Genomic DNA, 13646 nt, shown 5'->3' on the forward strand with positions numbered 1-13646 from the left:
TCCGATCGCATCGCCGTCATGGCCGAGGGGCGGCTCACCGCCGTGCTCGACAACGCCGAGGCCACCCAGGAGAACCTCATGGACTACGCAACCCGATTCTCAAGCGAAGGAACGATCGCACGATGAGCCCGACCACGACGAAGCCCGAAACCGGGAGCACGGGCGGTGCGACGCCCTCGACCAGCGCGTACGCCGCGATCGAGGCCGGCAAGCCCCGCTTCGCCTGGCTGCGCGGCTCGCTGCAGCAGCTGCTCGCCTTCGCGAGCCTCATCGTCATCGTGGCGGTGTTCTCGTTCGCGAGCCCCCACTTCTTCACCGCGAACAACCTCGTCTCGATCCTGACGGCGGCGACCGTGACCGGCATCCTCGCGCTCGGCACCACCTTCGTCATCATCACGGGCGGCATCGACCTCTCGATCGGCACGGGCATGGTGCTCTGCGGCGTCATGGCGGGCGTGTTCCTCACCTACCTCGGCTGGCCGCTCTGGCTCGGCGTGACGGCGACGATCCTCTTCGGCGCGCTCATCGGGCTCATCAACGGCGTGAACGTCTCGGTGCTCGGCATCCCGCCGTTCATCGCCACGCTCGGCATGATGCTCATCGCGGCCGGCCTGTCGCTCGTGATCTCGGGCACGAAGCCGATCTACTTCACCGAGACGCCCGACTTCCAGTCGATCATGAACCTCTCGATCATCCCCGGCATGCGGTTCCCGCTCGGCGTGGCGATCTTCATCGTCATGATCATCGTCGCCGCCGTGCTCCTCTCGAAGACGATCCTCGGCCGCTACACCTTCTCGATCGGCTCGAACGAGGCGGCCACCGCGCTCTCCGGCGTGAACGTCCGTCGATGGAAGATCACGATCTACACGCTCGCCGGCCTCTTCGTCGGCCTCGCCGGAGTGCTGAGCGCGTCCCGGCTGTCGTCGGCGCAGCCGACGGGCGGCATGGGCCTCGAGCTCGAGGCGATCGCGGCGGTCGTCATCGGCGGCACGTCGCTCCAGGGCGGCAAGGGCTCGATCGTCGGCACCGTCATCGGCGCCCTGATCATGGCCGTCCTCACGAACGGCCTCCGCATCATCTCGGTGCCGCAGGAGTGGCAGTCCGTCGCCGTCGGCATCGTCATCCTGGTCGCCGTCTACCTCGACATGCTGCGGCGTCGACGCGGCTGACCGGCGCTCCGGCGCGGCATCCCCGCCGCGGGCGGAGCATCATCACGACCCAGCACCACACCGTCCCCCATCAGTACCACCGCACCACCAACACCAAGGAGTGAGCATGTTCAAGAAGCGCACGATGGGCGCCGTCGTCGGCGCCGTCGCCGCGGCCCTCATCCTCGCCGGTTGCGCCAGCGACGGCGGCGACCAGGGCACGGGCGGCGACGCGAGCGGCGACAAGCCGTACGTCGCCCTCGTCTCGAAGGGCTTCCAGCACCAGTTCTGGCAGGCCGTGAAGACGGGCGCCGAGCAGGCGGCCGAGGAGTTCGACGTCGAGATCACCTTCGAGGGCCCCGACACCGAGGCCGACGTCGACCAGCAGATCCAGATGCTGCAGACCGCGCTCGACAAGAGCCCGGCCGCCATCGGATTCGCCGCGCTCGACAGCCAGGCCGCCGGCCCGCTGCTGCAGCAGGCGAAGGACGCGAACATCCCGGTGATCGCGTTCGACTCGGGCGTCGACAGCGACATCCCGCTGACCACCGCGGCGACCGACAACCTCGCCGCGGCCGCCGAGGCCGCGAAGCACATGGCCGACGCCGTCGGCCACGAGGGCAAGGTCGCCCTCGTCGTGCACGACCAGACCTCGGTGACCGGCCAGCAGCGTCGCGACGGCTTCGTCGACTACATGGAGGAGAACGAGCCGAACATCGAGATCGTCGACATCCAGTACGGCGGCGGCGACCAGGCGAAGTCGGCCGACCTCGCCAAGGCGATCCTCGCGGCGCACCCCGACCTCAAGGGCATCTACGGCTCGAACGAGGGCTCGGCGATCGGCGTCGTGCAGGCCGTCAAGGAGCTCGGCATCGACGCCTCGACGCTCGCCGTCGTCGGCTTCGACTCGGGCAAGGCCCAGATGGACGCGATCCGCGACGGCCTCATGACCGGCGCGATCACGCAGAACCCGATCGGCATCGGCTACGAGACGGTCAAGGCCGCGGTCGAGGCGATCAACGGCGAGGAGCTGCCGAAGACCATCGACACGGGCTTCTACTGGTACGACGCGTCGAACATCGACGACGAGGAGATCCAGGCCGTCCTCTACGAGTGACGATCGGATGACCCGGGGGCGTCGGCTTCGGCCGGCGCCCCTTCGTCGTGCCCGCCCGAGGATCGGCCGGGGCGAGCGGGCCCGGGTCGACGCGGCGGGGCGTACCGGCGCGCCGGCCCTCAGCGCGTCAGAGCGCCGAGCGCAGCCACTGCTCGACGCCGCTGACGTGCACGACGGTGAGCGCCGACGCGAGCTCGGCGTCGCCGGCGGCGATCGCGTCGAGGATGGCGTGGTGCTCCTGGAGGGTGCGCTCGACGGCGCTCTCCTGGGTGATGCCGCGCCAGATGCGCGCCCGCACGGTGTGGCTCGACAGCGAGTCGATGAGGCTCGCGAGGTAGCCGTTGCCCGTGGCGTCGGCGATGCCGCGGTGGAACTCGAGGTCGTGGTCGACGAGGCTCTCGACGTCGGCGGCATGGTCGACGCCCGCGACCGACTCGCGGAGGCGCTCGAGCTCGGCGTCGCCGGCGTGGCGCGCCGCGAGCGAGGCGGCGGCGGGCTCGAGGATGCGGCGCACGGCGAAGATCTCGAGGATCGAATGGTCGTCGTGCAGGTCGACGACGAACGACATGGCCTCGAGCAGCAGGCGCGGCTCGAGGCTCGTGACGTAGGTGCCGTCGCCGCGCCGCACGTCGAGCACGCGAATGACCTCGAGTGCCTTGACCGCTTCGCGCAGCGAGGAGCGCGAGAGGCCGAGCCGCTCGCTCAGCTCCTTCTCGGGCGGGAGCCGGTCGCCCGGCGCCAGCTCGCCCGAAAGGATCATCTCTTTGATGCGCAGAATCGCTTCGTCGGTGACGGCCATGCCCGAATCGTACCGCGCGGACGGCCAGACATCAGATCTTTGTGGCGGCGGCGCGCCAGAGGTGCATCGAGGCGTAGCTGCGCCACGGCGCCCAGCGTGCTCCGAGCTCGTCGAGCGTGGGGGCCGCTGCGGGCAGGCCGAGCCGCTCGGCGCCCGCCCGGAGCGCGAGGTCGCTCGTGAGCAGCACGTCGGGCGCCCGGGTGACCCGCATCGCGACGTAGCCGGCCGTCCACGGGCCGATGCCCGGGATGCCGACGAGCTCGCGCGCGAGCTCGCCGCGGTCGCGATCGGCCGAGACGACGAGCTCGCCCGCGGCGAGCCGGGCCGCGACGTCGACGATGGTGCGGATACGGGCCGCGGGCCCGCGCAGCACCTCGCCGCCGCGCTCGGCGATCGACGCGGCGGTGGGGAAGAGCCGCACGAGGGCGTGGGCACCGCGACGGTCGTCGCCCGCCCCGGCCGGCAGCGCGTCGTCCGAGCCCGGCCCATCGACACCCGGCTCGTCACTCGTTCGGCCGCCGAGCGCGAGCGGCTCGCCCAGGTCGACCGCGAGCCGCGAGAGCGCCGTGCGCGCCGCCTTCACCGAGATCTGCTGGCCGATCAGCGCCCGGAACACGAGCTCGTGCGGGTCGAGTGCGCCCGGCACGCGGATGCCGGGGGTCGTCGCGACCGAGGCCGCGAGCGCGGGGTCGGCCGCGAGCAGCTCGTCGATCGCGACGGCGTCGGCGTCGAGGTCGAAGAGCCGACGCACACGGGCGACGAGCGGCGGCAGGTCGGCGAGGCTCGTGAGCCGGGCCTCGACCTCGATCGCAGGGGAGCGGTCGTCGGGGCTCGGGGCGAACGCCACCACCGCGGGACCCGAGGGCAGCCGCAGCGTGCGGGCGTAGTGCCCGGGGCCGGCGGACTCGACGCCGTCGACGGCACGCGCCGCGAGCCAGTCGAAGACCCCCGCCGCGTCGAACGGCGCCCGGGCGGGCAGCCGGAGCCGCACCACGCCGTCGCCCGCGCGCTCGCGCCGCTCACCGAGGCGCGCGGCCGCCCGCAGCTCGAGCGGGCTGCGCTCGTACACCTCGCGGATGGTGTCGTTGAACTGCCGGATGCTGCCGAAGCCCGAGGCGAAGGCGACGTCGGCCGCGGGCATCGACGTCGAGGTGAGTAGGGCGCGCGCGGTCTGGGCCCGGTGGGCCCGCGCCAGCGCGAGGGGCCCCGCGCCGAGCTCGGCGGTGAGCACGCGCGTGAGGTGCCGGCTCGTGTAGCCGAGGTGGGCCGCGAGACCCGGCACGCCCTCGCGCTCGACGACGCCGTCGGCGATGAGGCGCATCGCCCGGGCGGCGAGGTCGTCGCGCAGGTCCCACTCGGGAGAGCCGGGCACCGCGTCGGGCAGGCACCGCTTGCAGGCCCGAAGGCCCGCCTCGTGCGCCGCGGCGGCGGTGAGGTAGAAGCTCACGTTCTGCGCCTTCGGCGACACCGCCGGGCAGCTCGGGCGGCAGTAGATGCCGGTCGAATGCACCCCGGTGATGAACTGGCCGTCGAACCGCGCGTCGCGCGCCTGCATGGCCCGGTAACGCTCGGCGAACACGGGGTCGTCGAGCGGATCGGTGCGGAGGGCCTGTGCGGTCATGACCCCAGCCTCGCACGCGCCGCCGACATCGACTGGCGGAAATCGGACCCGGCCCGCGTGGCTAGGGTGGAGGGATGTCGCACGTCGTCGCCCAGCTGCAAGAAGCCCTCGGGGCATCCGTCTCACTCGATGCCGAGGTGCTCGAGGCGACCCGCGAAGACCGCTCGGGGTGGCGCAGCGCGACGCCCCCCCTCGCCGTCGTGCACGCGGGCTCCGTCGCCGAGGTGCAGCAGCTCATGCGCATCGCGCACGCGAGCGGCACCCCGGTCGTGCCCCGCGGCGCGGGCACCGGCCTCGCGGGCGGCGCGATCGCGAGCCCGGGGGCGATCGTGCTCGACCTCTCCCGCATGAACCGCATCCTCGAGATCTCCGAGGCCGACGAGCTCGCGGTCGTCGAGCCCGGAGTGATCAACGGCGATCTCAACGACGCCCTCGCGCCGCTCGGCCTCTGGTTCGCCCCCGACCCCGCCAGCCGGGCGATCGCCTCGGTCGGCGGCAACATCGCCACCAACGCCGGGGGGCTGCTGTGCGCGAAGTACGGCGTGACGCGCGAGGCCGTGCTCGGTGTCGCGGTCGTGCTCGCCGACGGGCGGCTGATCCGCCTCGGTCACCGCACGGTGAAGGGCGTCACGGGCTACGACCTGACCGCCCTCTTCACCGGCTCGGAGGGCACGCTCGGCATCATCGTCGAGGCGACGGTGCGCGTGCGCCCGATCACGCAGGGCGTGCCCGTGACCGTCGCCGCGGCCTTCGCCGACGTCACCGCCGCGGCGGCCGCGTGCGCCGCCGTCACCGCCGACCGCATCCGCCCGGCGATCCTCGAGCTGATGGACGCCGGCGTGGTCGCCCGGGTCGCCGCGTACCTCGGCGACGAGGCGCTCGCCGGCACGCCCCTCGAGGAGGTGCTGCCCGGCGAGACGTTCCTCATCGCGCAGACCGACGACGCCGGTGCGACGGCCGAGGCGGCCCGCATCGCCGAGCTCTTCGCCGAGGCCGGCGGCCGGGTCACCCTGTCGACCGACGAGACGACGGGCGAGCGCCTGCTCGACCTCCGGCGCGCGATGCACCCCGCCCTCGCCGCGAGCGGCCAGGTGCTCATCGAGGACGTCGCGGTGCCGCGGTCGAAGCTGCCCGAGATGTTCCGCGCCATCGACGAGATCGGGGCTCGGCACGGCGTCGAGATCCCGACGATCGCGCACGCCGGCGACGGCAACCTGCACCCGAACTTCGTGTTCACGGGCGACGAGGTGCCCGCGCACATCTGGCAGGCCGCCGACGAGATGTTCCGTGCCGCGGTCGCGCTCGGCGGCACGCTCACGGGGGAGCACGGCGTCGGCGTGCTGAAGCGGCGCTGGCTCGCCGAGGAGCTCGGCGACGACGTGTTCGAGCTGCAGCGCGGCATCAAGGCGGTCTTCGACCCGACCGGCATCCTCAACCCGGGGGTCATGTTCGAGGCATCCGCGCCGGCCCCTCGCTAGGCTGCTCGCGTGAGCCACCTCGCCCCAGGGCCGTCCCCGTATCCCGTCGCCCCGCAGCCGGTGGCCGCGGCACCCGCGTGGGCCGCGCCCGTGCGCGGCCGCAACGGCAGCGGCTCGGTGTTCGCGATCATCGGCATCGTGATCGGCGGGCTCGTCGGCCTCCTCGTGATCGCGTACCTCGCACTCGCGCTCGGCGCCTCGGTGCTCGCGATCGGCTCCCTGCTCGCGCTCGTGCCGCTCGCGGGCGTCCTCCTCGCGGTGCGCTGGGTCGACCGCTGGGAGCCCGAGCCGCGCGGCGCGCTCTGGTTCGCGTTCCTCTGGGGCGCCGCGGTCTCGGTCGCGATCGCGCTCGTCGTCGACCTCGGCGTCGAGCTCGCGGTCGCCTACTCCCAGCCCGGCGGCGCCGCCGACGAGGTCGTGCGCACCGTCGTGCAGGCGCCCATCGTCGAGGAGCTCGCGAAGGGCCTCGGCGTGCTGCTCGTGTTCGCCTTCGCGCGCTGGCAGTTCGACGGGCCGCTCGACGGCCTCGTCTACGCCGCAGTGGTCGCGGCGGGCTTCGCCTTCACCGAGAACATCATCTACTTCGGCTCGGCTCTCATCGAGGGCGGCGCCGGGAGCCTCGGGTCGACCTTCGTCGTGCGCGGCATCTTCTCGCCGTTCGCGCACGTGCTCTTCACGGCGTGCACCGGCCTCTGCATCGGCATCGGCGCGCGGCGCGGGGGCGGCGCGGGCGTCATCGGCTGGTTCCTGCTGGGGCTCGCCGGCGCGATCGGGCTGCACGCGCTGTGGAACGGCTCGCTCGCCTTCGGCGACGACGCGATCGGGCTGTACGTCACCGTGCAGGTGCCGATCTTCGTCGCGGCGGTCCTCCTCACCCTGTACCTCCGGCGCCAGGAGGTGCGGGTCACCCGTCGCAGCCTGGCGGAGTACGCGGGTGTCGGCTGGTTCAGCCACGCCGAGGTCGAGCTCCTCGCCACCCCGGCCGGCCGCAGGCAGGCGAAGGCGTGGGCGCGCGCGCAGCATCCGCCGCGCACCGCCACCATGAAGCGGCTGATCGCGGATGCCACGCACCTGGCCTTCGCCCGCCAGCGCATCGCGACGGGGCAGGGCGGAGCGGTCGCGGCGGCCGACGAGCAGGCGCTGCTGACCTCGATCGTCGCCGGACGGCAGGCCCTACTGCGCTGAACGCGCCGGGGCTATGCTGGCCTGATTCCCGCTCGACGACGATCGGAGACGGCATGCCCGGCACCGCGCTCCCGCAGCCCGATCCGGGCGCGCCCGGCGGCGGGGAGGCCCGGTCGGGCTCGCTCCGCGACCGGTTGCTCGACGCCCAGCAGCGCGCGATCGACACGGGCACCGTGCCGCTCAGCCTCCGCCCGATCGTCCGGGCGTCGTGGGAGCGCGCCATCCGCGGCGCCGTCGACCCCGACCGGGCGCTGCCCAGCCTCGAGCACGACGAGCAGGAGTTCCTCGACTACCGTGCCGGCCACGCGCTCGCGCAGGTGATGCCGGTTGTCCGCCGGCTCCTCGTCGACGGCGCGCACGACGCCGGCCTCGTGGTCGCCGTGGGCGACGAGCACGGCCGCCTGCTCTGGGTCGAGGGCGATGCGGCGCTCCGCCACCGCGCGGAGGACATGCTGTTCGTGCCGGGCGCCGACTGGTCGGAGTCGGTCGTCGGCACGAGCGCCCCGGGCACGGCGCTCGCGCTCGACCGGGCCATCCAGATCCGCGGCGCCGAGCACTTCAACCGCATCGTGCACCCGTGGAGCTGCACGGCCGCGCCCGTGCACGACCCGGCGACCGGCCTCGTGCTCGGCGTCATCGACATCACCGGCACCGACCACGCCGTCGCACCGCACACGCTCGGCCTCGTCTCGGCGACGGTCGCCGCGGTCGAGGCCGAGCTCAAGATCGCGAGCCTCGAGTCGGCGGTGCAGGCGACGCTGCGTCGCTCGCGCATGGTGAGCGTGGGCGGGTCGCGCGCGCCCCGTGCCCGGCGAACGCCGCTGTCGGTGCTCGGGCCGCGCCGCCCGAGGCTCGGCGGGGTCGAGCTGAGCCCCCGGCACGCCGAGATCCTCACGCTCCTCGCGTGGCATCCGGCGGGGCTCGGCACCGAACGCCTCGCCTCGCTCGTCTACGAGGCCGAGGGGTCGCCCGTCACCCTGCGCGCCGAGCTCGTGCGCCTCCGCCGCGTGCTCGAGGCCGCCGGCGAGCCGCCGCTCGAGTCGCGACCGTACCGGCTCGGCCGCGAGCTCGAGCTCGACGCCGCGGTCGTCGTGCGCCTGCTCGGGCAGGGCGCGCTGCGGCGCGCGGCCGAGACGTACGCCGGCCCCCTGCTGCCGGCGTCGACTGCGCCCGGCATCGTCGAGCTCCGCGCCGAGCTCGCGGGCCGGGTGCGCGAGTCGATGCTGGCGGATGCCTCGGCCGACCTCCTTGCCGCGTTCGCCGAGCGCGAGGAGTGCCGCTTCGACGTCGAGCTGTGGCGCACCCTGCTCGCACTGCTGCCGCCCCGCTCGCCGCGGCGCGCCTCGGTCGTCGCCCACCTCGAGCGCATCGAGGCCGCGCTGCGCTGAGACGATGCCGCGCCGAGACCGCCCGGCCTCGCGACGGCGCCCGTGCCGCGCCGGGCCGGCGCGGCTGCAACGCGGCTGCAACGTTCGGGCAACCGCGCCGCAACCCGCGCGCGCATAGCGTGACGTCGTCCCGTCGAGGGGCAGTCGCCCCACCCGGGGCATCCGACAACGACGTCAAGGAGACACGATGACCGTGTATGCCGCGCCCGGCACCCCCGGCGCGCTCATCGAGTTCAAGCCGCGCTACGAGCACTTCATCGGCGGCGAGTGGGTGAAGCCCGCGGGCGGCGCCTACTTCGAGAACATCTCGCCCGTGAACGGCAAGGCGTTCACCGAGGTCGCCCGCGGCACCGCCGCCGACATCGACGCGGCGCTCGACGCCGCGCACAAGGCCGCACCCGCGTGGGGCCGCACGAGCGCGGCGCACCGCGCCGGCATCCTCAACGCGATCGCCGATCGCATCGACCGCCACCGCGAGCTCCTCGCCGTCGCCGAGACCTGGGACAACGGCAAGTCGATCCGCGAGCCGCTCAACGCCGACCTCCCGCTCGCGAGCGACCACTTCCGCTACTTCGCGAGCCTCATCCGTGCGCAGGAGGGCAGCTTCACGCAGCTCGACGAGGACACGGTCGCGTACCACTTCCAGGAGCCGCTCGGCGTGGTCGGGCAGATCATCCCGTGGAACTTCCCGCTGCTCATGGCCGTGTGGAAGCTCGCCCCCGCGCTCGCCGCCGGCAACGCGGTCGTGCTGAAGCCCGCCGAGCAGACGCCGACGTCGATCCTCGTGCTCGTCGAGCTCATCGCCGACCTGCTCCCCGCGGGCGTGCTCAACGTCGTCAACGGGTTCGGCGTCGAGGCGGGCAAGCCGCTCGCCTCCTCGAACCGCATCCGCAAGATCGCGTTCACCGGCGAGACGACGACGGGCCGGCTGATCCTGCAGTACGCGTCGAACAACATCATCCCCTCGACGGTCGAGCTCGGCGGGAAGAGCCCGAACATCGTGTTCGAGTCGGTCGCCGACCGGCGCGACTCGTTCTACGAGAAGGCGCTCGAGGGCTTCAGCCTGTTCGCGTTCAACCAGGGCGAGGTCTGCACCTGCCCCAGCCGTTCGCTCATCCAGAAGTCGATCTACGACACCTTCCTCGACGACGCGATCGAGCGCACGAAGCAGGCGAAGCAGGGCAACCCGCTCGACACCGAGACCCAGGTCGGCGCGCAGGCGTCGAACGACCAGCTCGAGAAGATCCTGAGCTACATCGACATCGGCAAGCAGGAGGGCGCGAAGCTGCTGCTCGGCGGCGAGCGCGCCGACCTCGGCGGCGACCTCAGCGAGGGGTATTACGTGCAGCCGACCATCTTCGAGGGGCAGAACCGCATGCGGCTGTTCCAGGAGGAGATCTTCGGCCCCGTCGTCGCCGTGACGAGCTTCACCGACTACGACGACGCGATCTCGATCGCGAACGACACCCTCTACGGGCTCGGCGCGGGCGTCTGGAGCCGGAACGGCAACGAGGCCTACCGTGCCGGTCGCGACATCCAGGCCGGTCGGGTGTGGGTGAACAACTACCACGCGTATCCCGCGGGCGCCGCGTTCGGCGGGTACAAGTCGTCGGGCATCGGCCGCGAGAACAACAAGCTCGCGCTCGACCACTACCAGCAGACGAAGAACCTGCTCGTCAGCTACAGCGAGAACCCGCTCGGGTTCTTCTGATCGGCGGTCCGCGATGTCGCTCGAGCGATTCGCCGCAGGCGTCGTCGGCCGGGTCGTGATCGCGGGGGAGTCGTCGCCGCGGGTGGAGCTCTCGCCCGCGGCGGCGGCGCTCGTCGACCGGCTCTGGGCCGCGCACGGCCCGCTCATGTTCCACCAGTCGGGCGGATGCTGCGACGGCAGTTCCCCGATGTGCTACCCCGCGGGCGAGTTCGTCACGAGCGACGCCGACGTGCTGCTCGGCGAGCTCGACCTGGGGCCGGCGGGGGTCGGCCGGGATGCCTCGGGGAGGTCGGATGCGCCGGGGAGCGACCTCGATCGGGGCACGCGCGTCGTGCCGTTCTGGATGTCGGCCGAGCAGTTCGCCTACTGGCGCCACACGCACCTCACCGTCGACGTCGTGCCCGGCCGCGGCAGCGGCTTCTCGCTCGAGGCGCCGGAGGGCGTGCGGTTTCTCATCAGGTCGCGGCTGATGGAGTGATGGACTCGCCACAGGGCGGCGGGAGCCCGCCTGCTCCGAGTCGTCTCGTGGGCGCCCCGCCGCGCCCCCGGCACGAAGAAACTCGCCGCCCTGTGGTGTGGCACTGCCGACATCTCTACGGGGCGACGAGTTCTCGGATTCCAGAGTGCAACGTGTTCGCAGTCAGCGCAAGAGGGGGGTGGACGGTTGTCCGCGATTGCGACGGCGCCGCGAACCTGCTCAACTTGAGGCATGACCGATACGAACAGCAAGCCCGAGATCGACGCCCCCGAGGGCCCCGCTCCCGCAGACCTCGTCATCGAGGACATCGTCGTGGGCGACGGCGCCGAGGCGACCGCCGGCTCGACGGTCGACGTGCACTACCTCGGCGTCGAGTACGACAGCGGCGAGGAGTTCGACTCCTCGTGGGGTCGCGGCCAGTCGATCAACTTCCCGCTCGCGGCGCTCATCTCCGGCTGGCAGGAGGGCATCCCCGGCATGAAGGTCGGCGGCCGCCGCAAGCTCACCGTCCCCCCGCACAAGGCGTACGGCCCCGCGGGCGGCGGGCACCAGCTCTCGGGCAAGACCCTGATCTTCGTGATCGACCTGCTCGGCGTCAGCTGAGGCATCCCGATCCACCGAGAAGGCCGGCGGGCGCGAGCCCGCCGGCCTTCGTCGTGCGTGGGCTACGATTCGGGGGTGCTGCCCGCCTTCGCCCCCTACCTCGTGGTCTCCGCCCTCCACCTCGTGCTGCAGTACGTCGGCCCGGCCTGGAGCGTGACCGCGACCAAGTCGCTGCTCATGCCCCTCCTCGCGCTCGCGGTCGTGCTGCTCGCGCGCCCGGTGCGCAGGCCCGCGCCGCTCCTCCTCGGCGGGATCGCCTTCTCGTGGGGCGGCGACGTCCTCCTCACCTTCCCCGGCGACGGCTGGTTCGCCGCGGGACTGACGTCGTTCCTCCTCGCGCACGTCGTCTACATCGTGCTCTTCCTGCGGCTGCCCCGCGCGCGACGCCGGCCGCCCGTCTGGTCGGCGGTGTACTGGGCGTGGGTGGTCGTCATGCTCACCCTCCTGCTTCCGCACTCCGGCATGCTCGCCGTGCCGATCGTGCTCTACGCGATCGCGATCGGCCTGATGGCGACGACCGCGGCGATGCAGGGTGGCTGGATCGCGCTCGGCGGGGCGTTCTTCGTCGTCTCCGACTCGGTGCTCGCGCTCGGCCGGTTCCTGCCGGGGTACGAGTTCGCCGCCCACGACTTCGCGGTCATGTCGACCTACCTCGCCGCGCAGGGGCTCATCGCGTGGGGGGTCGTCGCGAAGCTCCGAACGGATCGCTCCGCTTCGGGTCCGTCGTCTCCTGCACCCGATCGACGAGCTGACGCCACGGCCCGGTGAGCTGGCGCTCGGCGAGCGTCGCCTCGTTCGGTTCGCAGCGGATGCGGTAGACGAACCGGTCGGGCTCGGGCGGCACCGGCACCGGCTCGTTCCACGGGATCTCGTCGATGAGGATGTACCACTCGTCGGGGTCGGGCTGCTCGTCGACCCGCACCTCCCAGGTGAGGCGCGTGCCGGCGAGGCCGCCGCTGCGCTGCACGATGACATCCATCGTGCTGGATGCTACTCCGCTGCGCCGCCCGCCGCCTGCTCGTCGAGCACGCCGACGGTCTGCCAACCGTGCTCGACGGCGCGGGCCTCGCGCGAGTCGGCGCCGAAGCGCGTCTCGGCGCTCTGCACCGTGTCGGCCGCGAACTCGGCGAAGGTCGCGTCGCGGTCGAGCCGCCCCGAGGTGAGCGTGTCGTACCAGATGCGGCCCACGTGCTCCCAGGCGAAGCCGTCGAGCTCGCGCGCCGCCAGTGCGAACGCGCGGTTCGGGATGCCGGAGTTCAGGTGCACGCCGCCGTTGTCGTCGGTGGTCTCGATGTAGTCGCGCATGTGCGCGGGCTGCGGGTCGCGGCCGAGCACGTCGTCGTCGTAGGCGGTGCCGGGCTCGAGCATCGAGCGCAGCGCCCGCCCCTCGACCTCGTCGGTGAAGATGCCCTCGCCGATGAGCCAGGTGGCCGCCCCGGCGTCCTGGCCGAGGGCGTACTGCTCGACGAGGGCGCCGAACGCGTCGGAGACGTGCTCGTTGAGCGCGCCCGACTGCCCCTGGTAGCGGAGACCTGCGGTGTGCTCGGTGACGCCGTGCGCGAGCTCGTGGCCGATCACGCTGAGCGAGTCGGTGAACCCGCGGAACACCTCGCCGTCGCCGTCGCCGAAGACCATGCGCTCGCCGTCCCAGAAGGCGTTGTCGTAGCGGCGGCCGAAGTGCACGGTCGCCTTGAGCGGCATGCCCGCCCCGTCGATCGAGTCGCGGCCGAAGACGCGATCGAAGAGCCGGTGGGTGTCGCCGAGGCCGTCGTAGGCGTCGTCGACCGACTCGTCGCCCGTGGCGGGCTCGCCCTCGCGGCGCACGAGGCGCCCGGGCAGGGTCTCGCGACCGCCGGCATCGGAGATGCGTCGGTCGGGCATCGACGGGGCGTCGGGCAGCACCGTCGGCAGGTCGTCGTCGTGCAGCGGCGGCATGACGGGCGGTGCGCCGCGGAGCGCACGACGGGGCGCGTCGTGCAGCAGCGAGCGCCTGGCGGCTTCGGCGGCGAGCGGGAAGCGATCGGCGCCCGCGTCGGCGATGCGATCGAGCAGGTAGGGAGGAACGATCTGGCGCATGCCTCGATGTTGGCATCCGCCGCCGACAACGTCGAGACCGGA

General features: G+C 72.8%; 13 protein-coding genes. 9 read left to right on the forward strand and 4 right to left on the reverse strand.

The annotated features are described in order from the left end of the window. Nucleotides 1-122 precede the first annotated feature (122 nt). Both ACFVTH_RS18600 and ACFVTH_RS18605 read left to right on the forward strand, forming a co-directional pair. On the forward strand, nt 123-1169 hold the full coding sequence (locus ACFVTH_RS18600; RefSeq protein ID WP_386942041.1) for an ABC transporter permease: 1047 nt from the start codon (nt 123-125) through the stop codon (nt 1167-1169). Nucleotides 1170-1275: 106 nt separating this feature from the next. Next, entirely contained in the window at nt 1276-2265 is a 990-nt protein-coding gene (locus tag ACFVTH_RS18605; RefSeq protein WP_386942042.1) for an ABC transporter substrate-binding protein, read from the forward strand. A 127-nt stretch (nt 2266-2392) separates the two neighbouring features. Here ACFVTH_RS18605 and ACFVTH_RS18610 read toward each other — a convergent pair whose 3' ends face one another. Both ACFVTH_RS18610 and ACFVTH_RS18615 read right to left on the reverse strand, forming a co-directional pair. After that, complete coding sequence (locus ACFVTH_RS18610) at nt 2393-3064, reverse strand: FadR/GntR family transcriptional regulator (RefSeq protein WP_387094247.1); 672 nt, start codon at nt 3062-3064, stop codon at nt 2393-2395. A 31-nt stretch (nt 3065-3095) separates the two neighbouring features. Then, complete coding sequence (locus ACFVTH_RS18615; RefSeq protein ID WP_387094250.1) at nt 3096-4685, reverse strand: DNA-3-methyladenine glycosylase 2 family protein; 1590 nt, start codon at nt 4683-4685, stop codon at nt 3096-3098. A gap of 74 nt (nt 4686-4759) precedes the next feature. Here ACFVTH_RS18615 and ACFVTH_RS18620 point away from each other — a divergent pair, with 74 nt between their 5' ends. The 7 genes from ACFVTH_RS18620 (at nt 4760) to ACFVTH_RS18650 (ending at nt 12296) form a co-directional block, all read left to right on the forward strand. Next, nucleotides 4760-6163: an FAD-binding oxidoreductase gene (locus tag ACFVTH_RS18620; RefSeq protein WP_387094253.1), complete on the forward strand. Its 1404-nt coding sequence runs from the start codon at nt 4760-4762 to the stop codon at nt 6161-6163. 9 nt (nt 6164-6172) lie between these two features. Further along, complete coding sequence (locus ACFVTH_RS18625) at nt 6173-7348, forward strand: PrsW family intramembrane metalloprotease (RefSeq protein WP_387094256.1); 1176 nt, start codon at nt 6173-6175, stop codon at nt 7346-7348. Nucleotides 7349-7401: 53 nt separating this feature from the next. After that, nucleotides 7402-8736, forward strand: coding sequence for a GAF domain-containing protein (locus tag ACFVTH_RS18630; protein ID WP_387094259.1), 1335 nt, complete (start codon nt 7402-7404; stop codon nt 8734-8736). Between the two features lie 187 nt (nt 8737-8923). Then, a complete protein-coding gene (locus tag ACFVTH_RS18635; RefSeq protein ID WP_387094262.1) occupies nt 8924-10447 on the forward strand; it encodes an aldehyde dehydrogenase family protein in 1524 nt (507 codons plus the stop codon). Between the two features lie 13 nt (nt 10448-10460). Next, nucleotides 10461-10925, forward strand: a complete 465-nt coding sequence (locus ACFVTH_RS18640; protein WP_387094265.1) for a DUF779 domain-containing protein — start codon at nt 10461-10463, stop codon at nt 10923-10925. Nucleotides 10926-11156: 231 nt separating this feature from the next. Further along, nucleotides 11157-11528 (forward strand): FKBP-type peptidyl-prolyl cis-trans isomerase, encoded by a 372-nt coding sequence (locus ACFVTH_RS18645; protein WP_387094268.1) that lies wholly within the window; start codon nt 11157-11159, stop codon nt 11526-11528. Nucleotides 11529-11603: 75 nt separating this feature from the next. Then, nucleotides 11604-12296, forward strand: a complete 693-nt coding sequence (locus ACFVTH_RS18650; RefSeq protein WP_387094271.1) for a lysoplasmalogenase — start codon at nt 11604-11606, stop codon at nt 12294-12296. Here ACFVTH_RS18650 and ACFVTH_RS18655 read toward each other — a convergent pair. Next, nucleotides 12196-12507 (reverse strand): protealysin inhibitor emfourin, encoded by a 312-nt coding sequence (locus ACFVTH_RS18655; protein WP_387094274.1) that lies wholly within the window; start codon nt 12505-12507, stop codon nt 12196-12198. The two genes, ACFVTH_RS18650 and ACFVTH_RS18655, sit on opposite strands and share 101 nt — an antisense overlap. A gap of 11 nt (nt 12508-12518) precedes the next feature. Then, entirely contained in the window at nt 12519-13604 is a 1086-nt protein-coding gene (locus ACFVTH_RS18660) for a M4 family metallopeptidase (RefSeq protein WP_387094278.1), read from the reverse strand. Nucleotides 13605-13646 lie beyond the last annotated feature (42 nt).

Source organism: Agromyces sp. NPDC058104 (assembly GCF_042884835.1).
In the GTDB taxonomy this organism is placed as follows: Bacteria; Actinomycetota; Actinomycetes; order Actinomycetales; family Microbacteriaceae; genus Agromyces.